Consider the following 21,933-nt stretch of genomic DNA (forward strand, 5'->3'; position numbering starts at 1 on the left):
GCCAGCGTGCTGTGGGCTCTCCTGCGCGACAACCGGGTATTCACCCCCGCCCCACCAGTCGCGCAGGCGGCTTGACTCAGTCATTGAAACTCCCTTTCTTACTGAGATTTGTCTGGCCATTGGCAAGATCAAAGGGCCCGAGGACTCCGGGGCGGCTGTCATGTGGTCGGCGCTGGATGGCTGACGGACATCGGACACCCAGAGCCCGCGACGACCCAGCCGCCGGTGGGGATGTGCGACGCAGCACCGACACCTGGGAGTGGCGAAGGTTCCCGGAGAAGCGCGGGGAGGCAGCCGACAGATGGCAGGAGCAACCGCTGGACCGGGCAGCGGCCTGATTAGGGTTTGCCTCGCTTGACTCGAGGAGCCCAGGTGTCCAGAAGCTCCACCAGGGGTGCGGATCCAGGCAGGGCGGAAGCCTCGGCGAGTGCCTCACGCAACGCCACGTCATGTACGGGACGAGCGGCGGCCAGCAGGTCGCGGCCCGCATCGCTGACCTCGGTGGAGATGCCACGACGATCGGTGGGGCACAGATGTCGCGCCAGCAGCCCCTGCTGCTCCATGCGATTGACCAGGCGAGTGGTCGCACTCGGGCTCAGTGCGATGACAGCGGCGAGTTGGTTCATACGCCACTCGTCCTCACGGCTGAGCACCTCCAGTACCAGGTACTCCTTGAGTCCGAGCCGGCATGTGACGCGCAGTGCACGCTCGATCCTCGCATCGATCCTGGCGTGCAATGCGGCCAGCGCGTGCCAGCACTGGGCGCGGCCCTCTGCAGTGTCATCCAGCAGTGCCACGGAGCGTCCCCTCCCTTCGATGTACACACAGGGCTACGCCTTCGTTCGGTGATGAGTGGGCACGAGTGTGGCCTCTCTGGAGGGAGAGGTCACACAGGTCAGGCCCGGCGACGTCCGTCGATCAGTTCTGACTCGCCGGCGCAGCATGGTCGTGCGGGTCCGCCTTGTGGGCCCACAGCCGCCGGTAGGAGCCCGACACCAGGTCTTCCAGCAGGTCGGGGCCCTGAGGGTGCCATCCGAGTTCCGCGCGCGCCTTGCTGGAGTCCACCCGGCTGTTGCTGGACAACGCCACGTCGACCCACCGCTGACCGAAGGCGGCGTAAGCCACGTGCGGTTCGCAGGACTCGGCGTCCTCGGTGCCGAGGAGCCCTCGGGCCACTGCGCGTGCGATGTCGCCCATGCGAGCTTCGCCGGCCGCGAGGTTGTACACGCTGCCTGCCACCGCCTTCTCCGCGGCCAGCAGATATGCCTCGGCGAGGTCGTCGAGATAGACGTTGCCCCAGCGGTTGTCGCCTCGCCCGACGTACAAGCTGCGGCCGGAGGAGATGGCCTGGCGGATGAGCAGTGGCAGCTGTTCGCTGGCCCCGTTGCCGTAGATCATGGACGGTCGCAGGACGATGGTGCGTATGCCGCGGTCGGCCGCTTCCCGCACCATCTGGTCGCTTGCCCATCGCGTCGCGACTACCTCCGCCGGAGAATGCTCGGTTTCCTCGGTGAAGATCTGTTCGTTCAGTTCGCCGTGTGCCAGATCCGTGTAGACGCCTGTCCCGCTGGTGCGGATGTAGGTCTTGCCCGTTCCGGCGAGCGCGTCCAGCAGTGCCCTGGTGGAGTCCGCGTGGTCGGCACTGGCCGTGTCGATGACGAGGTCGGCGGTCCGGGCTGCCTCGGCCAGGGCGTGAGTGTCATCGAGGCTTCCGAGCAGCGGCGTGATCCCGCGCGCGGTGAGCGCCTTGGCCGCGCCGTTGCCGCGTACCAGCCCGGCTATCGTGTGGCCGGCGATCTGGAACCGCGTGCAGACAGCTTGGCCGATGTAGCCATTGGCACCGGTGACGAGAACTGTGGTCATGTGTGGTTGTTCCTTTCGTGTGGACATCTTGTTAGGCAGGGAGGACAGCGGCGGTCGCACATCCAGGCGCCGACTTCTACGCCTGTGGTCCGAAGACGATCTTCAGCCCGTCTTCGGGGGCCGAGGGATTGCGCGTCTTGGACAGTTTTCTGGCGTCGTAGCGGGGAAGTCGGTGGATGAATTCGCGCTGATAGGCGTCGACGTTGTCCCTGGTCACCCGTAGGGTGTTCAGGACTACGGCCCGGTTCGCCCGAGGATGGTGCTTGATGGTGTCGTATACGGCGATCAGCGCCAGGCCACCGTTGATGAACTCGCCACCCGGCGAGACGAGCATGCGTCCGCTCTTGATGGCCTTGACCCCCTCGGCAGTGCCGTCGATGCTCGCGACCTTGACCTTCTGGGCCCTGGCAGCACTCAGGGCCCGGATGGCACCGATAGCCGAGCCGTCATTAAAGGCCCAGAGGCAGTCGAAGCGAGGGCCAGGAAACTTGGCGAGGAAGTTCTGCGTCGCTTTGAGGCCGGATTCAGGCAGTTCCACGGGACGCTGGGGAGTGCCGAGGATCGTGAGGCCGAGGTCTCGTGCTTTCCTTGTGAAGCCGTTCAGTCGCGCATCCGCCGTCGAATTGCCCTGCAGACCGCTCATGGCCACGACCTTCTTGCAGCCTGCGTCGCTGAGCGTCTTCGCCCCTGCCGCCCCGTCGCCGGCGTCGTTCCCCACCACGTAGCCCGCGTAATAGGAAGCGTTCTCCCTGCTCGGCTCCACCCCCGGCTTACGAGCCGCGGCCGCACACACGATGCCGGCCCGCCGGCACGCCCGGAGAAGCGCCGGTCCGATCTCGGTGGTCGTCGGACCGAAGACTATTCCGTCGACACCCTGGGCGATGAGATCCTGAACATTCTTCAGCTGGGTGTCCTCCCTTTCTTGGGCATCCGCCACGATGACCTTCACACCCAGCTGTGCGCCCATCTTCTTGGTAAAGTCCGCGTTCGCCTTCCAGTAGGAATTCGCCAGGACCGGCGCGGCGAAGCCGATGGTGAGTTGTTTGCCGCTCCGACCGCCGGTGCCGCATGCGCCGGTCCCTACGAGGAGCAGGGCGGCCGTCGCAGCGATGGCCCTGCGGCGCGCCAGAAGTCTGTTCATGGTTTTCCTCTTCGGGAAGAAACAGAACCCGTTGCAGTGAGGGTCATTTGATGATGCCGATCTTGGACCGGTCGAGAGCCACGAAGACGGCCAGCACAAGAATCGCCCCCTGGATGACCTGTTGGACCTCGGGGGCGACTCCCAGAATCACCAGACCGTTGTTCAGGACGACGATGATGAAGGCACCGATGGCGGTATTCCACACATTGCCGATTCCGCCGGTCAGGGGTGTGCCGCCGAGAACGACGGCCGCGATCGCCGACAGTTCGAAACCGGTGGCCGCCTGGGCGGTCGCTATTCCGAGCTGACCTCCGAGAACGATGCCGCCGAGACCGGCCAGCAGCCCGGAGACGACGAAGGCCGCCACCTTCACCAGGCGCACCGGAACACCGGACAGGGCCGAGACCCGCTCCTCTCCACCGATCGACCGCGTGTAGCGGCCGAAGGTCGTCCCGTTCATGAGTACGAACGCCACCACGAACGCGCAGCCGAGGACGAGGTAGATGCCTGGTGCGATGCCCATCCAGGCCAATGCGCCGCTCACCGGCTCGGACCGGGAGTCAGACACGACGATGGTCAGCCCGCGGGCCACGGACAGCATTCCCAGCGTCACGATGAAGGACGGCACCTTGAAAATGCTGCAGAGTACCCCATTCACCAGCCCGCAGGCAGCACCGATCCCCAGGCCGGCCACGACGCCCATGAAACTCCCGTGGCCAGTGGCGGTCAGGGCTGCGACCATTCCCGAGAAGGCGGCGACGGAGCCGACTGACAGATCGATCGAACCCGCTACGACGACGAATGTGAGGCCGAAGCCGATAATGGCTACGACACTGGCTTGTTGTACGAGGTTCGCCCAATTGTTGACCGTCATGAACCGATCGCCGGCCGCGATGGTGTAGACAATGATGAGTCCGACGAGTCCCGCCAGGGGCAGGGCCCGGCTCATACTGGCCAGGCCCCGGGCTCTTGACAGCGCCGACGACGGTTGGGGCAACGGGCCTTCACCCGTGGCCGCATTGCGGTTCCGCGAAAGACTTTCCACGATCTTGGTCATTCCGCTGCTCCTGAGCTGTCAGATCATCTGGGAGACGAGTAGCTCTTCTGTCGGTTGGTCGTCACGATGCGCTTCATAGGTCATGGCGCCCCTGCGCAGGATGAGAATGCGATCGCTCATACCCAGCAGCTCCGGGAGCTCGTCGGAGAGCAACAAGATTGCCGTTCCGGATTGGGCCAGGCGCTGGATGAGTGCGTAGATCTCCGACTTCGCCCCGACGTCGATGCCTCGCGTGGGGTTATGGAGGATCAGCACCTTCGGCGGATCCACCAGCCACTTCGCAATGACGATCTTCTGACGGTTACCGCCGGAGAGATAGAACGGCACATCGCTCGCTCCCCGGCAGCGGATGGCAAGATCCTTGATCATCCGGGTGGAGAGCCCGGTGTCCGACCGCCCCGGGTACAGGCCGAGCAGCGACCTCTTCCGCAGGGTGGGCAGGGTGATGTTCTGCAACAGCGAGAGCCGCAGGATCACCCCTTCGCGGTCGCGGTCCGGCGGAACGTACGCCACCCCTCGCTGGATCGCCTCACGAGGGCCCGCCGGGGCGAATGGGGCGCCTGTAACAGCGATGCTGCCAAAGTCGGCGCGGAGGTCGCCGAAGAGTGTCCGGGCCAGTTGTTCAGACCCGCAGCCGACCAGGCCGCCGATACCCAGAATTTCCCCGGCCCGCAGGGTGAAGCTGATGTCGCTGTAGGCGCCCGCGAGCGTGAGTTGGTTGACCGCCAGAGCTTGCTCACCGCCGGCGTATGCCGTCGTATCCGTCCGGTACAGCGTGGCGGCGATCTCCCTGCCGACCATCAGACGCGTCAGCGTGTTCGTGTCCGTACCGGCCGACAGGGTATCCACGAGACGTCCGTCCTTGAGAACCGTGACGGTGTCGCAGACACGGTGGATCTCCTCCAGATAGTGGGAGATGTATACGATGGCGACGCCTTCGTCCCTGAGCCTGTGCAGGGCGTTGAAGAGCAGTTCGAGCCGGGTGTGGCCGAGGCAGGCACTCATCTCATCGACGAGCAGGACACTGGGCTTGAAGTGGATGGCGCGGGCAAGCTCCACCAGCTTGCGGTCCTCCAAGCTGAGGCTGCCTGCCCGGGCGCGTGGTGACACGTGTGGAGCGATCTCCTGGAGCGCGTCCCCGACTGCACGGACCGTCCTGCCTGGCAGTACCATCCCGGCCCGGGAGGCCACCGGTCCTCGGCCGAGGAGGAAGTTCTCGGCCACGGTGAGCGAGGGAACGAGGCCGGGCTCCTGCAGCACGATCTCGACCCCGCGCCGGCGGGCCTGAACCACGCTGTCAGGGGCGTAGGGCTCCCCGAGCAGTTCCATGGACCCGGCCGACAGCGGTGACAGCCCGGCTATGACACCGAGCAGTGTCGACTTGCCGGCTCCGTTCTCCCCCAGCAATCCGTGGACGCGTCCTCGGTCGATGGTGAGCGACATGTCCTCGTGCCAGTCGAGCGCCTTTGTTCCGGGGTAGTGGCGCCGAAGTCCGCGCAGCACCATTGCCGGGCCGTTCGTTCCGGGAACCTGCCGCGAAGTGTTGGCCGTCATGGGTGACTCTCCTAGAGCTCTTCCTGGGCCGGGCCGAGGGCCTTCCGTACCCAGGGACTACTGGAGTTCCTGCGATCAGGCGGGGTCGCCGACGAACGGCGACATCTGTGGCACACGGACCGCGGCCGGACGCCGGGGCCGGACGGCCCGCTCGCCGGCAGCGCGAGTTCGCCACCGTGACCACACCGCACTCAAGAGCCGCGCGTATCAGGGATTCCGGGCTCGGACCCGGCGCCGAGTGCGCCGAGTCCGGGCGATCCGGAGCGGAAGGCACAGCCTCGTCTCAGGGACGGTCCGCCGCCTCCCGTCACACCATGGGCAGTTCAGTCAGCGGGCCGCGTCCAGGTCCTGCCGGAGCTGTATCGCCAGCACCTTGGAGTAGGTGCGGCACATCTGGAAGTTGCCGGCGGAGAACCACAGTCCGCGCTGGGGGGTACGACGCCACATATTGCGTACTTCGCCCTCGTCGTCGTAGCCCCAGATCGGGCCGACGGCATCGGCGACCTCGTCTCCCATCAGTCGGCGGACGCCCTCCTGCTGGCTCTGGTAGCCGGTGGCAAGCACGACCAGATCAGCCTCGACCACCGTTCCGTCGCTCATCCGAAGCCCCTGAGCGGTGAAGCCGTCGGCGTCCGCGAACTGGATGAGCCCGATCTCCTGGGAGATGATGAGTTCCGCGCATCCCACGTTGAGGTAGTAACCGCCTCCGCGTGTCATGTACTTCATCTGGAATCCGGAGTCTTCTTCACCGTAGTCCGTACGGAAACCGGCTGCTTCCAGCGCCGCGACGAGGTCTTGGTCGAGCTCCTTCATTGTGGCGGTGAGCGCCTGACTCCCGGCGTACATGTCGGGGTACGGCACGGAGAGACCGATGAGGTCGCTGTCCTCGATCGTGGGAGCGGTCATGTAACTCGCGTCCGCTGCGGCGGCGCTCGGGTCGATGCTGGCCACGGTGGTCGAACGCCGTTGCACCATCGTCACCGTCGCACCGTTGGCATGGAGGTCCTGGGCGACATCGTGGCCGCTGTTTCCGGTGCCGATGACGATCACGCGCTTGCCGGTGTGCTCCGCACCGTTGGTGTAGGCACTGGAGTGGATGACCTCTCCCTGGAACTCGTCCAGTCCGGGGAGCGTGGGCACGTACGGGATGCCGCTCACCCCGGTCGCGAGCACGACGTGCTGTGGCCGCAGGACGCGCACGCTGCCGTCCGCTCGGCGGATGCGCACCTCCCACGTGCCGGAGTCCTCGTCATAGGCGCCGTGCTCGAGCGTGGACGAGCCCCAGAAGTTGATTTCCATGGCGTCGACGTACGATTCGAACCATCCCGCCAGCTTGTCCTTCGGCACGAACACCGGCCAAGTCTGTGGGAACGGCATGTATGGCATGTCGTTGAGCCATACGGCGTTGTGCAGGGTGAGTGAGTGGTAGCGCTTGCGCCAGTTGTCCCCCGGGCGCTCGTGTGTATCGACGATGAGGGTGTCCACGTCGAGCTGACCGAGCCGCGCGGCCAGCGCCAGACCGGTCTGGCCGCCTCCCACGATCAGCACCTGGGGATCGCGGTCCTCGTAGGCTATGGCCGTCTGTCGGCGGTCGAGCCAGTTGGGGCCCTCGAACTTCGTGGAGTCCGCCTTCCCCAGCGGGCGATTGTCGCCGATGCGCTCCGGATGCCCGGCGAGCTGGTCCAGCGAGGTGAAGAAATTCCGGGCGCGGTACCCCTGTCCGGGGACATCGACGAGCCGGACCACGCCGATACCCGATCCGGCGAGGACGTCGAACTCGAAGATGGCTTCCACGCTGGTCACACCGTTCCGCTCGACCACGCGCGGTTCGGTCCGGCCCTCTGCCAGCCGGAAGTCAGTGGCCTTCGCCTCCGGCTGACGCCGCGCCAGTTCCTCGGCCACCTGAGTGCCGGAAAAGGTCCGCAGGTCCCCGGTGAACGACAGCAGATCACGCCAGTAACACTCGGGCGCGAAATGTAGGGACAGGTCGTTTCCCGGCGTCAGAGAGGTGCCGAACTGCCGCAACCAGGACTCGGCTATGGCGCGCGGATCAACGTGGTGGGCGTTCGATGAGGTCATCGCGGCTCTCCAATGTGAATGCAGGGGGAAGTCAAGGGGGCGTCAGGGGATGATGGACAGCTCGCGCAGCCGCGCAAGGTTGCCGATGAAGCTCTCGTGGGTGTCGCGGCAGTCGGCGAAGCCGGCCTGCCGGATCTTGATGGTGCTCTGGACCATGTCCGATTCCATCGAGAACCACCCGTCGACGAAGGGCCAGGCCGCGAGGTGCTCCATCGGTTCTGGCCGAAGCCGGTGACGAGCGACGATGTCGTCCCACACGCCGCCCTTGTCGGCCATGTGCTCGGCCAGCGACATCGGTTGCGGCGGAGCGGTCTCCATTCCGAAGAACGCACCGATCTCCGGCCACAGGTGTTGCCACCGGAAGTGGTCACCATTGGTCACGTTGAACACTTCACCGCGGGCCGCCGCCGATTCCAGGGCCCAGTTGACGGCTCCGGCGATGACCGAGGCGTCGGTGGCCTGATGCAGCGCGGACCACGCCTTGAGGGTGCCGGGGAAACGCAACGGGACGCCCAGGTGCCGACAGACGCCGGCGTAGACGGCCACGCCCGTGAGCATGTTCATCGGTGAGCCGAAGCTCAGCCCGATGACGGCATCCGGCCGCAGGACGGTCCATGCGTATCCGTGCCGCTTCGCGTCCTCGTAGAGGAGATCTTCCTGGTCGTTGTAGAAGATTGGCCCGAGGAACCGAGGGTCCGACTCCTTCGCCGGGGTCTTGTAGACGCCCAGATGCTCCCCGTAGGACTTGCCCCCGCCGATCAGCACGACCTGCCGGAGTTCGGACGGCGACGTGTGAACGGCTTCGAGCACATGCCGGAGCATGGCCACGTTCGGCGCCACTGTGGCCGCCATCGTCTCGCGTTCCGTGTAGCCGGCGTAGACGATTTCGGTGATGTCGGCCCGGTTGCCGAGACCGGCCCGCGCCGCGGACGCGTCCAGCAGGTCGACCTGGACATGGTCCTCGATCTCGATTCCGTCCTCGAGCACGACCGTGCCACGGCGGGCGAGGGTGACGACGTGATGCCCCTCCGCGACCAGACGGCGCACCACGGCACCTCCGATCACACCGTGCGCGCCCACGACCAGTGTGGTGGAACGGCTCATCGAATAGCCTCCGTGGTCGGAGGGGTGCCGGCGTTCAGCGCCACATACTTGGTCTCCAGGTACTCCGCGATGCCCTCGGGGCCGCCTTCGCGCCCGAACCCGGACTGCTTCACCCCGCCGAAGGGCGCGGCCACGTTCGACACCATGCCTTGGTTGACGGCCACCATTCCGGTCTCAAGAAGCTCGGCGACACGCATGGCCCTGTCCAGGTCCTTGGTGTAGACGTACGCGGCGAGCCCGAACTCACTGGCATTCGCACGCTGGATCACGTCCGGTTCCTTCTCGAACGCGACCACGGGAGCGAAAGGCCCGAAGATCTCCTCGGTCCGCACCCGAGCGTCCTCGGGGACGTCCGAGACCACGGTCGGCTCGATGAAATACCCCGGCCGGTCGGGGATTCCACCGCCGACGACCAGCCGACCGCCCTTCCCGGTCGCATCACGTACCAGATCGGCCACCTTCGCACGCTGTGTGGCGTCGATGAGCGGGCCCACGTCGCTGGACAGCTCCAGGCCGGGCCCCACCCGCAAGGAACGGAAACGCTCGGCGAGTGCCTCGGCGAATTCGCCGATCACCTCGCGGTGCACATAGAACCGGTTGGCGCTGGTGCATGCCTCACCGTTGTTCCGCAACTTCGCGATAACCGCCCCGTCGACGGCCGCCTCGATGTCGGCGTCCGGGAAGACGATGAACGGTGCGTTGCCGCCGAGTTCCATCGAGACCCGTAGCAATTGGTCGGCCGACTGCCTGACCAGCAGTCGCCCGATCTCGGTCGACCCGGTGAAGGAGATCTTGCGCAGACGCGAGTCCTTCATCAGCGCGCCGACCGTGCGCGACGAGCTGCCGCTGACGAACACGTTCAGGACGCCGGGCGGAAGACCGGCCTCCTCGAAGATTGCGGCGAGCGCCAGCATGCTCAGCGGCGTCTGCGACGCCGGCTTGATGACACAGGTGCATCCCGCGGCCAGCGCGGGCCCGATCTTGCGGGTGCCCATGGCGAGGGGGAAGTTCCACGGCGTCACGAAGAGGCAGGGGCCCACCGGCTGCCCCATGGTGACGATGCGGCCGACCCCGTTCTCCGGGACGGCGAACCGCCCGTTGACGCGCACGGCCTCCTCTGAGTACCAGCGCAGGTAACCCGCGGCGTATTCCACCTCCGCCAGGGCCTGCTGGTAGGGCTTCCCCATCTCCGCCGTCATAATGGCGGCCAGCGCGGCGGCACGCTCCACCATCAGGTCGTACGCGCGCCGCAGGATCTCCGCCCGGCGCCGCGGGGGCCACGCGGCCCAAGCCGGTTGCGCCGCCACAGCGGCGTCGAGCGCGGCCACGGCGTCCTCGACGCCCGCGTCAGCCACCTCCGCGATGGTGTGGCCCCGCGCGGGGTCCTCCACCGACAGCAATCCTCCACCAGTGCTCGAATGGATCCACTGACCGCCGATGAAGAGCTGTTTGGGGACGGCCTCAAGGTGCGCCGAGGCGTCAACGGACCTTTCTCCGCCAAGCTGCTGAGGAGATGTCACTCTTATGCTCCCTCGGTGACGGCGTTGCGAGTCCTCAACCTGTCAAGGCCGACGGCCATCACGATGACGACTCCCTGGATGATCTGCTGGTAAAAGGACGACACATCGAGCAGCGTCAAACCGTTGACCAGGACGCCGATGATGGCCGCGCCCACGAGCGTGCCGATGAGCGATCCGCGGCCGCCCATGAGGGACGTCCCGCCGAGGACGACGGCGGCGATGGCAGACAGCTCGTAGCCGGTGCCCAGATCGGGGACGGCACTTTGGAGCTTGGCGGAGGAGAGGATCCCGCCGATGCCGGCGCACAGGCCGGAGATGACATAGACGGTCACCAGGACCCGTCGCACCGGTATGCCTGCCAGGCGCGCGGCCTCCGCGTTCCCTCCCACGGCGTGCACCCAGCGCCCGAAAACGGTGCGCTCGAGCACGTACCAGCCGATGGCGAACACGGCGCCCATGACGACGATGGGCACCGGGATGCCGAGAATCGAGCCCTGACCCAGCACCGAGTAGCTGAGATGGGTGGAGAACATAGTGGTGCCACCGGTACCGACATAGGTGACACCGCGCAGATAGGTCAGCGCCGCGAGCGTCACAATGAACGCCGCCAGGCCCAGCTTGGCCACGAGCACGCCGTTGATCAGGCCGACCGCGAACCCGGCCAGCAGGGCGACGGCCAGGGCCAGGGGGGCGGGGGCGCCGTTGAGGGTGAGTGAGACGGCGGCGAACGCGGTGACCCCGACGGCCGATCCCACCGAGAGATCGATGCCGGCCGTCATGATGACGAACGTCAGACCGGCGCCGAGGATCGCGGTCACCGAGATCTGACGCGCGACGTCCAGCAGATTCACCACGGTGAGGAAATAGGGCGCGACCAGGGCGAAGAGCACTACGAGGACAATGAGCGCGATGGCGACGCCGAGGCGGTCGGCAAGAGTGGAAAGGCCGGTATGCAGGCGCATGCGCTTGGGTGCGGTCGGTCGTGACGAGTCGACCGCACGCTCGTGTTCAGCGGCCACGATGTCGTTCATGAGTTCACCTCGACAGGCTCCACTTGCTTGCGCACCAGCCCGGTGGCGTACCGGACGATGTGCTCCTCGGTCATGTCCTTGCCGGTCAGTTCGGCTACGATCCGGTGCTGATGCATGACGAGCACCCGATCGGACATGCCGAGAACCTCGGGCAGTTCGGACGAGATGAGAATGACTGCGACACCTTGCGTCGCGATGTCATTGATCAGCCCGTAGATGTCGGCCTTCGCGCCGATGTCGACCCCGCGGGTCGGTTCGTCGAGGATGAGCACGGTTGGCTTCTTGGCCAGACACCGTGCCAGCAGCACCTTCTGCTGGTTGCCACCCGACAGTTCCCCGACGGGCTGGTCGAGACTGGTCGCTCTGACCCTCAACCGGTCGGCCAGGGGTTTTGCCGCGGTGCGGAGCCTGGAGGGAGAGGTGCCGCCGAATCTCCGCTTCGCGAGTGCGGTGCCCATGCACACGTTGTCGGCGATCGACATGCCGAGGAAGAGTCCCTGCGCCTTGCGGCTTTCGGGCAGCATGGCGATATCGGCGCCGGCTGCTCCGCCGGCCTTCGCGATGTCCACGCGCTGTCCGTCGACGGTCACCTCGCCGCCGTCGGCATGGTCGAACCCGGCTATCAGCCGGCACAGTTCGCTCCGCCCGGCGCCGACGATGCCGGCGAGACCGACGACTTCCCCCGCCCGCACCTCCAGCGACGTTTCCTGAACGACGCCCGACCTCAGGCCGCGGACACTCAGTCGCACCTCTCCCTGAGCGGATCCACGTCCATGATCATAGAGATCGTTGACGGGCCGGCCGACCATCGAGGTGACGATCCGGTCCTCGCTCATATCGGCTCGCGGCATCGAGTCGGCGACGTGGCCGTCCCTGAGCACGGTGACGTGGTCGGCGAGCCGATGAATCTCCTCCATCCGGTGGCTGATGTAAAGGATCGCCAGCCCCTGGGCCCGGAGTTCCTCGACAATGCCCAGCAGGTGGCCGGCTTCCTTCTGGGACAGCGCGGCGGTGGGCTCGTCGAGCACCAGGAGCCGTGGGTCCTCGGAGAGAGCACGAGCGATCTCGATCAACTGCTGCTCGCCGACGCTGAGCTGCCCGACTCGGACGCCTGGGCTGAGCGAGGCGCCCACGCGGTTCAGAGCCGCCACAGCGTTCTCACGTGCCGATCGGAAATCAAGCCGCCCGCCCCGGTGTCGCGGCTCCACACCCAGCATGAGATTGTCGGCGACCGTGAGATCCGGGACCAGACTCAGTTCTTGATGGACCACCGCGATGCCGAGAGCTCGCGCATCGCCGGGGCCGTTGAATTCCACCGGGCGGCCGTCGATCAGAATGTCACCGGCGTCCTGCGGCTCGATACCGGTGAGAACCTTGATCAGGGTCGACTTGCCGGCACCGTTCTCCCCGGCGAGTACATGCACGCGTCGCGCTTCGAGCGTCAGCGTCACATCGTCCAGCACTCGGTTGTGGGCGAATGACTTGGCTATTCCAACGAGTTGTGCGACAGGCCCCCCAGTAACCTGTGATTTCATCAGCCCCAGCTTTCGTAGTCGCTGATCGTCTTGGGGGTTACCAGGAAGGTCGGCACCAGGCTCAACTTAGACTTGGGCTTTCCGCCCTTCGCGAGCGTGACCGCCCTGTCGAACCCTTCTCGCCCGAGTTGGGCAGGGCTCTGACCTGAAGTGCCGATCACCAGACCATTGTCGAAAAGATCTGTGAGCTGCTTCGCCCCGTCCACTCCTACGATCTTCACGTCAGCGCGCTTCTGTTTTGCCGCGAGAGCGATACCGACGGCGGTGGGGTCGTTGACGCCGAAGAAGCCGTCGACGTCCGGATGGCTGGTGAGGATGCTGCTCGCCACGTTCATGCTCTTGTCGCGCGTGAGGTCGGCTCGCTGCGTCGCGACGATCTTGATGCCGGGGCTGGCCTTGATGGCGTCCTTGCAGCCCTTCATCCGGTCATTGATCGCCGAGACCGCGGAACCGTCGACGATGGCCACCTTGCCCTTGCCGCCGATCCGCTCGATGAGGTAAGTGCATGCCTCCCGTCCAGCCTGCTCATTGTCGCTGGTGATGGTGGAATCGGCGCCGGTCGCCGCCACATCTATCGCGACGACGGGAATGTGGGCCTGCTTGGCCCTCAGGATCGCCGGACCGATGCCGTTGGAGTCGACCGCATCGACGACGATGGAATCGACGCCCTTCCGTATGAACGTGTCTATCTGATCGCTCTGGACCGAGACATCGGCATTCGCGTACTGGACGGAAACATCCAGCGACTTCTTACGGGCCGCCTCCTTGATCGCCTTGCCCTCGGCGAGGAAGAAGGGATTCGAGGCGGCATTGAGCGTAACACCCACTGTGGTCTTGCCGTCGGAGGCGCCGTCTCCGACAGCGCAGCCAACCAGCCCACCAGCAGCGACGACGAGCGCACTCGCGAGCACGGCGCCACTTCGCCCCGGAGTGGAAATGGCCTGGATAGCGACTTTCATGGAATTTCCCTTTGCTTGCTAGCTGGTGAATCACACGGTTGGCGTGACACCGCCATCAACCGCGAAATTGGCTCCGGAAATGAACGAGGCGCGCTCCGATGCGAGGAAGGCGACCACGGCGGCGACTTCGTCGGCGGTCCCGAGCCGGCCGACCGGGATACGGTTGAGCTCGACATATCGACGCAAGGCGGTCTCCTTGTCCACGCCGAACTCCTCCGCGAGCGACTCGGCGATACCACCGGGCCGGTCATAGATGGGAGACCGGATGAAGGCCGGAGAGACCACGTTGGACCGAATGCCCTGAGAGGTGAACTCCGCGGCCAGGACCTTCGACAACATCAGCACCGCGGCTTTCGAGACGCTGTAGTCGGGCAGGCGGGGGTTCGGCATCCGGGCAGCTTCGGAAGCGATGTGGATCAGCACCCCCGCACCAGCGGACCGCATCATGGGGATGGCCGCGCGGGCCGCGCGGACATAGCCCAGCAGGTTCAACTCGAGGGTCGCGTTCCAGTCGGCATCGCCCGTCTCGAGGAAGCCGGACCTCACGGGGGCGACGCCGGCGTTGTTGACGAGGATGTCAATCCGGCCGAAGGCCCCTGCCGCCGCCTCCATCACGGTCGCCGCGCCACGGGGGTCACGAAGGTCGGCAGGAACACCGAGAACCTCTCCGGAGGCCGTGAGCGATTCCAGCCCGCTGACGTCGAGGTCCGCCCCGACAATGCGGGCACCGGCAGCATGCAGGTGCTGGACGCAGGCGAGCCCGATCCCGCCACCCGCGCCGGTCACCACTGCCACTCGCCCTACCAGATCCCCGGACATTCGCCGCCTCCTCACATGGCGACGTGCGCCGCCTTCGATGGGGAGATTCCCACGAGGCGGACTCGATGTCTAGTGTGTGGGACAAATGAGCTGCGCGAATCGCCCGTTCAGCCGAAGTCGGCGACCTGCCCTCCGACAAGCCCGCAGCCCAGAGCCCGTGAGACCTCATGACCTGCGGCAATCAATGCGTCGCCCCACTGCCCGAGGGAGCTACCGAGCACCGACTCGCGAAGACCGCTGATCGACAGGGCGCCCCGCACCTGACCTTTGTAATCGGTGATCGCGACCCCGAGCGCCGCGACACCCACGGTGACATCCTGGTCACTGATGGCCAGGCCACTCTCCCTGGTCTTCGCGAGCAGGGCCTTGAGTCCGGCAGGCTCGACCACGGTGGAGGGCGTGAAACCGGCAAGAGGCGAGTTCCGTCGGATGTAGTCGTCCCATTCGCCCGCTTCGCGGCGCGCCAGCATCGCTCGCGACGCGGCACCGGCATGCAGCGGCAGAGAACCGCCGACCCGAAGGGCGAGCGACTGGACTCGCTTGCCGGCCAGCCGCTCAACACAGATGGCTTCGTCCTGGTGCGGCACGCAGAGGAAAACGGTCTCCCCGGTCAGGTCATGAAGTCGCTCCATCACCGGTTGGGCGAGTTTCCGCTCGTCGAACCGCGCCACAACGGCCGCACCGAGCGGCAGCAGCTTCATGCCGAGCCGGAACCGGCCCCGACGCGTACCCGGCTCGACGAAGTCTTCGCTTTGCAGACCTGACAACAACCGATAGACCGAGCTTCTCGGCTCCCCGGTGGCTTCGACTATCTCCGCCACCGTCGCCTCACCCTGCGCCAGGAACGTGAGGACCTCCGCCACCTTGCGGATCATCATCAGGCCGTTTTCATTCGCCATGCCGGACATTGTGACTCAGAGAACACACCAGCCCAGGCAGCTGGTCCCGCTACATGGACGGCATGTCTGACAAGCGATACGTTTGTAACGTTTGAAGGAGCACACGAGAGCACCTCGTGTGCCGGACGCGGCGACTCGGGCCTGCCGTCCGAAGGGTCACGGGAGCATCATGGTCTTAGAGCGGACAGAGGCGCGGCCATGAGTGCCGTTCGCCGCGGCTGTGCTCGCCTGGAACCCGTCGCACGGTAGCGACACCGTCGCAGAGCGAAGCAAGGAGTCACCCCATGCCGCCGGCCGCCGGAAACGGCGAACCGTACCGGAGCCCGCCCAGCCCGCCCTCGGATGTCGCAGCGTTTGAGGCGCTGCTGGCCGACGCTCTTCGTCAGGCCATCCTGGACCTGGATTCCATCACGGGCATCGTTTACCTGATGGAGGACAATGGGGAGTGGCTCCGCGCCGCCATGATCGGCGGCGCCCCGCCGGCGATCTTCGCCATGCCGGAGCGCATGACCTCGGACGCCCCTTACGCCTCCTCGACCGCATGCAGAACCGGCACGGTAATCGTCTTCGGAGAACCTGTGGTGCGCGCGGACGATCCCGGCCTTGCCCGGGTGGTGCCCTTCCCCTACGCGGTGGCCTCCACCCCGCTGCAGGCTCACGGCAGCCGATTCGGGGCGCTCACCCTCATCCGCATCCCGTCCCGGGTCGGATTGATGAGTGATGAAAAACGCCAGCGACTACGGGGAATCGGCGACCGGCTGGCACGGAATCTGGCGCCACTGACAGAGCACTGTCTGCCCTTGCCGAGCACCGCCACGCCCGTGCTGCTACCAGTGTTCTCCTCGAACTCGAGGCAGCCCTGTGGACAGACCACCGTATGGGGCGTGTCCGATGCACCCGGCTCCTCCGGCATGACGTTGATGTACCAGCTGCACAAACTCAGTGCCGCCCTCAACCAGGCCACGGAAACCCACGACGTGGTCGTGGTCGCCCGGTCTCGGCTCATGCATCCTTACCGCGCGCAGTCCCTCATTCTGAACATTGTCAGTGACGGCAAGTTGTGGGTCGCGGGCCACTGCGGTATCGCCTCCAATCACCTCCGGCAGTTTCACGGCTCCAGCAGCGACAGCCCGACCCCGGTCGCCGACGCGGTGCACGGCCGGGACCCACTGCTCTTCCCGGACCGCGCCCACCTGCTCGCCGCCTACCCCGGCGCCCCGGACGACGGTCAGCGTGCTTGGGCGTTCCTCCCGCTGAGATCCAGCGGAAACCCGGTAGGTGTGTGCTGCCTGGGCTTCGCGGAGGAGCGCGTCTTCGAGCCGGAGGAACAAGCAGTCATGATGATGATGGCGGATCTGCTCGGCCAGGCCCTGGACCGAGCCCGCCTGAGTGAGCGCGAGCACGCCCTCGCCGAGAGCCTCCAGCGCGGACTGCTGCCGCGCATCCTCCGTGACCTGCCAGAAATGATCACTACCGCCCGGTACCTGCCCGCCCGGCCCACAGTCGGGGCCGGCGGCGACTGGTACGACGGGATCACGCTTCCGGACGGACGGATCTGCCTCATGGTCGGAGACGTGGAAGGCCACGGTGTCGAAAGCTCGGCAGTCATGGGCCAGTTGCGCAGTGCCGTCCTCGCCTACGCGCGCGAGAACCACGGACCGGCAGCGATACTGACCCGGACCTCCCAGCTGCTTGCGGAGCTGGACACCGAACTACTGGCGACGTGCTGCTGCGTGCGCATGGACGTGGCCGACGGGTCGGCCGAAGTAGCCCTGGCCGGACACCCCGCGCCTCTGGTGCGCCGTCCCGACGGCCACGTCGACACCCTCGACGCGCCCGCGGACGTACCACTGGGCGTCCACTCCGCCACTCCCTACCGGGCATACGAGACCACCTTGACGCCCGGATCGTTGCTCCTCCTGTACACCGACGGCCTCACCCCCAGACAATCCTCCGAAGCGGTAGCCGGTGTCCGCACACTCCTGGCGGCCGGCAGTCGGGACAACGAACGCAACCTTGAGGGACTCGCCGACAGACTGATCGCATCAACCCCCCAGCCCCCTGAGCGCTATGACGACGCCGTACTGCTCCTCGCTCGCTACGAACGAGCCACGCTGGACTCGCAGCACCGGATCAGCCGGATGGAGATCCAGCGGCATGATCTGCAAGGTGTCCGGGCAACACGCGCATTCATGCGTGACAATCTACGCAGCTGGGGCCGTGACGCGATGACGGACGATCTGGAACTCATGGCCTCAGAGGTGGTGACCAACGCGCTGATCCATGCCGACAGCGACGTGGAACTGCGGCTGCGCGACTACCCGGACCACGTACGCCTGGAAGTCAGGGACTCCGATGTGTCACCTCCGGTGCCTTCTTCGCTCTCGACCGTTGAAGAAGAAAACGCACAGGCCGAGCACGGGCGCGGTCTTATCATCGTCGACGGCCTCGCCACGGCGTGGGGCAGCTCACCCAGCGGCCGCGGCAAGACGGTCTGGCTTGAGCTGTCCACCCGGGATGGTGCGTAAGCACACTCACAGTGCGACTGTCGATCGTTAGTGACGGCCGCCGACGAGGCTCACGCCGAGCGGAGCGCCCCTGTGGGCGACATCCCGGCCGCCCGCAGTGCCGGGTACAGCCCCGCCACCGTCCCTACGACCACGGCCACCGCGGGCCCCGCGACCGCCCAGACCAGCGGTACTGTGGCGGGCCACCCCTGCCCGGTCGCGTACGCGTAGACCGTCGCGGCCCCGAGAGCGGCACCGACCAGCCCGCCGAACAGCCCCAGGAGCACCGCCTCGATGAGGAACTGTGCCGCGATCTGGCCGCGGCGCGCCCCCAGTGCCCGCCGCAGCCCCACCTCTCCCCGCCGTTCCATGACGCCGACCACCATGGTGTTGGCGATGCCCACCCCTCCGACGAGCAGGGCCACCCCCGCGAGGGAGAGCACTAGGCCGGTGAGGGTGTCATCGGTCTCGGCACGTGCCTTGAGCAGGTCGGAGGGGCGGGAGACGGCGACCATGCCGGGCTGCGCAGGGTTGGCCGTGGCCGCGGCGACGTCCTGTACATCGCTCACCCGCTCGGGGTGGACGCGCAGGTAGACGGTCGACGGCGTGCGGTCGCCGTCCAGGCGGGCGATCGCCGTGGGGCCGCCGACGAGCACGGAGTCGTCGATCTCGGGTACGAGTTCGTTCGGCTCCAGGATGCCGAGGACGCCGTACCACTCCCCGGTGAGTCCCTCGCCCGCGATCCACACCTTTGTCCCGGGAGCGGTGACGCCCAGGCGCTCGGCCGAGCTGCTTCCCAGGACCACGACCGGGAGTCGCTCGGTGGCGTGGTCCAGCCAGCGACCGGTGCGCACCTCGCCGCGCACCGCCTTGAGCAGGTCGAGGCGGGCGGACAGCACGCGCAGGCTGTTGGTCTGGTTCGACGGCACGAACTCGTTGCGGTAGACGTTCGCCTTCGTGTTCCCGGTCGCGCTGACTCGTTCGACGGGCGCGATATTGCCGAGCATCGTGACCGACTCCTTGGGCAGCGGCACCTTCTTCCCCGCGAAGTCCTCCCCCGGCGAGACGGTGATCAGATTGCTGCCGAGCCGGTCGAGCCGGTCGAGGAGATGGGCCTGGTTGGACGCGGAGATCCCGGTGACGGCGACGACCGCCGCGATACCGAGGGCGATCCCCAGGGCGGACAGCGCCGAGCGCAGCCGCCTGGTGCGGGGCCCGAGCAGGCCGAGCCGCAGCAGGTCGGCCGGGCGCAGCCGGGCCGGGCGCGGGAGGCGGGCGGTCATACCAGCCCCCCGTGCGCGCGGCTCCCGGCGGCGGGCGCCGAGTCTCCGCTGCGCTCGTCGAACGTGAGCCAGCCGTCCTGGATCACCACCTGCCGGGGGAAGGACGCGGCGAGGTCCCGGTCGTGGGTGATGACGACGACGGTGGTGCCTTCCTCGTTCAGCCGGCGCAGCAGGTCGACGACGCCCTTGCCCGAGGCGGTGTCCAGCGAGCCGGTGGGTTCGTCGGCGAGCAGCAGCCCGGGCCTGCCGACCAGTGCCCGGGCGATGGCGACGCGCTGCTTCTCCCCACCCGAGAGCTGGTTGGGCCGGTGCCCGAGCCGGTGTTCCAGGCCCACGTCGTGCAGGGCGCGCACGGCCCGCTCACGTCTGCGCCGGGCGCTCTCCCCGGTGTAGAGGAGGCCGGTGGCGACGTTCTCGACCGTGGTGAGGCCGGGTAGCAGGAAGAACTGCTGGAAGACGAAGCCGATCCTGCGGGCGCGCAGTGCCGCGACCTGCCGTTCGCTCATGGCGGCCAGGTCGTGCCCCTCCAGGTGGATCCGTCCCGACGTGGGCCGGTCCAAGGTGCCGATCAGGGCGAGCAGCGTGGACTTGCCCGACCCGGACGGGCCGACGACCGCGACCAGCTCTCCTTCGGTGACGGTCAGGTCGATACCGTGCAGGATGCGCAGCGGCGGCGTGCCCTCGTACTCCTTGACGACCTTCTCCAGTCGCAGCACTGGTGTCCCCTGGGAGCAGTCGCGGGTCATACGGGGATCACCACCTTGTCGCCCTCCTTGAGCCCGCCGCTGACCTCGGCACGGGCTTTGACGATCAGTCCCACCTCCACGGGGACGAGCTTCGGCTCGGACCCGCCGGGCCCGACGACCTCGACGGCGTAGCCACCGCCGACCATGGCCAGCAGCGCGGTCACCGGGACGACGAGGACGTTCTCCGCCTTTTTCTCCGGCACGGTGACGGTGGCGCCGGAGCGGCCGGAGTGCAGGGCGGCCCAGGCCTTCTTCTGGTCGGCCAGGCGGATGGACACTTCGGGCTTGGCCTCGCCACCCGGCCCGCCGGGGCCGCCCTCGCCTCCTCCGCCCCCCTCTCCGGGCTCCCGTGTGATGGCGGCGACCTCGCCCTTGACGCCGCCCCCTGCCTCCAGTTCCACCGTGACCTTGCTTCCCGGCGCGAGCTGGGCAAGCTGGTCCTCATCCGGTTTGACGGTGGCGTACACGTCCGGCGTGGTGACCTTCAGCACCGTGCCGCCGGAGCCCGCGCCCACCGTCGCGCCGAGCTTGGCGACCACCTCTTGGATGCGCACGGCCCGGTGCGGCAGGACGACGACCCGGCCCTGCTCGACCTTGCCGGTCTGCTTCAGGCCGAGCGCCTTCTGCCAGCGCTTGACCGCCGCGGCGGTGCCCTCGGTGAATTCCTCGTCGACGGTCAGGTTGGCCGCGTTCGCGTAGCCGAGATCGGTGAGATTGCGCTCCAACTCCCTGATATCGGGCCCGTCGCCGACGCCCTTGGCCAGGTCGCGCCAGAAGGGGCGAGGTCCGTGGAACAGCACGACGGGTCTCGCGTCGACCTCGTACAGCGGCTTGCCCGTCTCGACCCGGTCGCCGACCTTGGGCAGTTTGGTGAACGTGCCCTGTCCCTGCGCGGTCACCTCATCGACGGTACCGTGGCCGAGCTCACCGTCCAGCCGCAGTCCGGAGGTCAGCGAGGCGCGCTGGACGGACGCCGTGGACCGAGGCCCGTGCTCGGGCGCGGATGCCCCGCCGCCGTTCGTCCAGGGCCGCACCGCCAGTGCCGTGCCGGCCGCGACGATGGCGGCCACGACCCCGGCCGCCACGGCCGCGCGGCTGCCCCGACGGCGGGTACGTCCCGGCCGGAGATCCGCCACCTGCTCCGGCTCCTGGCCCTCGGTCACGCCGGTCACTTCGCCTGCTCCGCCTTGAAGGGCACGCCGGGGAACTTCTTGCCGCAGATGCCAATGGCCTTGGCCACCTTCTCGTTGTCCATGGTGTTCCCGGGAGCGGAGATGGCTCCCCTGTCCTTCGGGTCCGGGTCCGGTATCTCGGGGAAGCCGTTCTTGTGCAGGCAGTCGACGAGACCCCTGGCCTGCTTGAGCCTTTCCGTGTCGCCCTTGTCCCTGAGCTGCTTCATGCCGGGCACCTTGACGTCGCACTTCTTCATGGCCTTGAGCAGGTCGTCAGCGGCCTCCGCTCCCTGCTTGCCCCCCGCGTCGTCACCGCCCGTCTCGGCAGCCGGGACCGCGATCCGGCCTTGCTCGTCGACCTTCACCTCTTGTCCCTGGTCGGACATGCACTGCGCGTATGCCTGAGTGATGGAACCCTGGTCCTGCGTCTTGCCCTTCGCGTTCTGCTTGCCCTGGTCCCCGGCGACGTGGGGCGCCTTGTCCTCGGGCTCCGTCGAGCAGGCCGTCATGGTCAGAGCGGCTCCCGTTGCGAGCACCGCCAACGCGATCCGTACCGCGAGCGTGCGTCCCATGGCCGAACACCTCCTGGTGTGCGTGCGGCGCCGGTCGGCGCCGTCGGACATCAGGTATATGGGCGCGCCGGTTAGCCGCTGGTGATGTGCGG

Annotated in this window: 18 protein-coding genes; 1 reads left to right on the forward strand and 17 read right to left on the reverse strand. The window is 67.2% G+C overall.

The features are described 5' to 3' along the window. Positions 1 to 338 precede the first annotated feature (338 nt). From ACFYOY_RS45075 to ACFYOY_RS45135, 13 genes are all read right to left on the reverse strand, one after another. A complete protein-coding gene (locus ACFYOY_RS45075; RefSeq protein ID WP_330815954.1) occupies positions 339 to 797 on the reverse strand; it encodes a MarR family transcriptional regulator in 459 nt (152 codons plus the stop codon). 121 nt (positions 798 to 918) lie between these two features. After that, a complete protein-coding gene (locus tag ACFYOY_RS45080; protein WP_351905742.1) occupies positions 919 to 1,863 on the reverse strand; it encodes an NAD-dependent epimerase/dehydratase family protein in 945 nt (314 codons plus the stop codon). Positions 1,864 to 1,939: 76 nt separating this feature from the next. Beyond that, a complete protein-coding gene (locus ACFYOY_RS45085; protein WP_351905739.1) occupies positions 1,940 to 3,004 on the reverse strand; it encodes a sugar ABC transporter substrate-binding protein in 1,065 nt (354 codons plus the stop codon). Between the two features lie 43 nt (positions 3,005 to 3,047). Beyond that, on the reverse strand, positions 3,048 to 4,061 hold the full coding sequence (locus tag ACFYOY_RS45090) for an ABC transporter permease (protein ID WP_351905736.1): 1,014 nt from the start codon (positions 4,059 to 4,061) through the stop codon (positions 3,048 to 3,050). A gap of 18 nt (positions 4,062 to 4,079) precedes the next feature. Beyond that, entirely contained in the window at positions 4,080 to 5,615 is a 1,536-nt protein-coding gene (locus ACFYOY_RS45095; protein ID WP_388593723.1) for a sugar ABC transporter ATP-binding protein, read from the reverse strand. Between the two features lie 327 nt (positions 5,616 to 5,942). Beyond that, positions 5,943 to 7,694 (reverse strand): flavin-containing monooxygenase, encoded by a 1,752-nt coding sequence (locus ACFYOY_RS45100; protein ID WP_388593726.1) that lies wholly within the window; start codon positions 7,692 to 7,694, stop codon positions 5,943 to 5,945. Positions 7,695 to 7,736: 42 nt separating this feature from the next. Continuing rightward, positions 7,737 to 8,798, reverse strand: coding sequence for an SDR family oxidoreductase (locus ACFYOY_RS45105; protein ID WP_388593728.1), 1,062 nt, complete (start codon positions 8,796 to 8,798; stop codon positions 7,737 to 7,739). Next, entirely contained in the window at positions 8,795 to 10,195 is a 1,401-nt protein-coding gene (locus ACFYOY_RS45110) for an NAD-dependent succinate-semialdehyde dehydrogenase (RefSeq protein WP_388593767.1), read from the reverse strand. The genes ACFYOY_RS45105 and ACFYOY_RS45110 overlap by 4 nt, the downstream gene beginning before the upstream one ends. Before the next feature lie 125 nt (positions 10,196 to 10,320). Then, positions 10,321 to 11,349, reverse strand: coding sequence for a ribose ABC transporter permease (locus tag ACFYOY_RS45115; RefSeq protein WP_330816717.1), 1,029 nt, complete (start codon positions 11,347 to 11,349; stop codon positions 10,321 to 10,323). Continuing rightward, positions 11,346 to 12,812, reverse strand: a complete 1,467-nt coding sequence (locus ACFYOY_RS45120; RefSeq protein ID WP_351905721.1) for a sugar ABC transporter ATP-binding protein — start codon at positions 12,810 to 12,812, stop codon at positions 11,346 to 11,348. Before ACFYOY_RS45120 ends, ACFYOY_RS45115 begins: the two co-directional genes overlap by 4 nt. Before the next feature lie 71 nt (positions 12,813 to 12,883). After that, positions 12,884 to 13,843 (reverse strand): substrate-binding domain-containing protein, encoded by a 960-nt coding sequence (locus ACFYOY_RS45125; protein ID WP_330816687.1) that lies wholly within the window; start codon positions 13,841 to 13,843, stop codon positions 12,884 to 12,886. Between the two features lie 30 nt (positions 13,844 to 13,873). Continuing rightward, on the reverse strand, positions 13,874 to 14,662 hold the full coding sequence (locus tag ACFYOY_RS45130; protein WP_137963752.1) for an SDR family NAD(P)-dependent oxidoreductase: 789 nt from the start codon (positions 14,660 to 14,662) through the stop codon (positions 13,874 to 13,876). A 107-nt stretch (positions 14,663 to 14,769) separates the two neighbouring features. Further along, entirely contained in the window at positions 14,770 to 15,561 is a 792-nt protein-coding gene (locus ACFYOY_RS45135) for an IclR family transcriptional regulator (RefSeq protein ID WP_388593733.1), read from the reverse strand. 284 nt (positions 15,562 to 15,845) lie between these two features. Between ACFYOY_RS45135 and ACFYOY_RS45140 the strand changes: the two genes are divergently transcribed. Continuing rightward, positions 15,846 to 18,089 carry a SpoIIE family protein phosphatase gene (locus ACFYOY_RS45140; RefSeq protein WP_351905713.1) on the forward strand — a complete coding sequence of 748 codons (2,244 nt, stop codon included), beginning with the start codon at positions 15,846 to 15,848 and terminating at the stop codon, positions 18,087 to 18,089. A 50-nt stretch (positions 18,090 to 18,139) separates the two neighbouring features. On the opposite strand, the gene ACFYOY_RS45145 is transcribed toward ACFYOY_RS45140, so the two are convergent. The 4 genes from ACFYOY_RS45145 to ACFYOY_RS45160 are packed head-to-tail and all read right to left on the reverse strand — an operon-like array spanning position 18,140 to position 21,841. Next, positions 18,140 to 19,351: an ABC transporter permease gene (locus ACFYOY_RS45145; RefSeq protein ID WP_351905710.1), complete on the reverse strand. Its 1,212-nt coding sequence runs from the start codon at positions 19,349 to 19,351 to the stop codon at positions 18,140 to 18,142. Continuing rightward, entirely contained in the window at positions 19,348 to 20,097 is a 750-nt protein-coding gene (locus tag ACFYOY_RS45150; protein ID WP_351905707.1) for an ABC transporter ATP-binding protein, read from the reverse strand. Before ACFYOY_RS45150 ends, ACFYOY_RS45145 begins: the two co-directional genes overlap by 4 nt. Further along, the gene (locus tag ACFYOY_RS45155; protein WP_351905704.1) at positions 20,094 to 21,269 is read right to left on the reverse strand and encodes a peptidoglycan-binding protein; all 1,176 of its coding nucleotides are present in this window, start codon (positions 21,267 to 21,269) and stop codon (positions 20,094 to 20,096) included. The genes ACFYOY_RS45150 and ACFYOY_RS45155 overlap by 4 nt, the downstream gene beginning before the upstream one ends. Then, complete coding sequence (locus ACFYOY_RS45160; protein WP_351905701.1) at positions 21,266 to 21,841, reverse strand: hypothetical protein; 576 nt, start codon at positions 21,839 to 21,841, stop codon at positions 21,266 to 21,268. Before ACFYOY_RS45160 ends, ACFYOY_RS45155 begins: the two co-directional genes overlap by 4 nt. Positions 21,842 to 21,933 lie beyond the last annotated feature (92 nt).

Source organism: Streptomyces sp. NPDC007875 (assembly GCF_042868035.1).
Lineage (GTDB): Bacteria > Actinomycetota > Actinomycetes > Streptomycetales > Streptomycetaceae > Streptomyces > Streptomyces antimycoticus.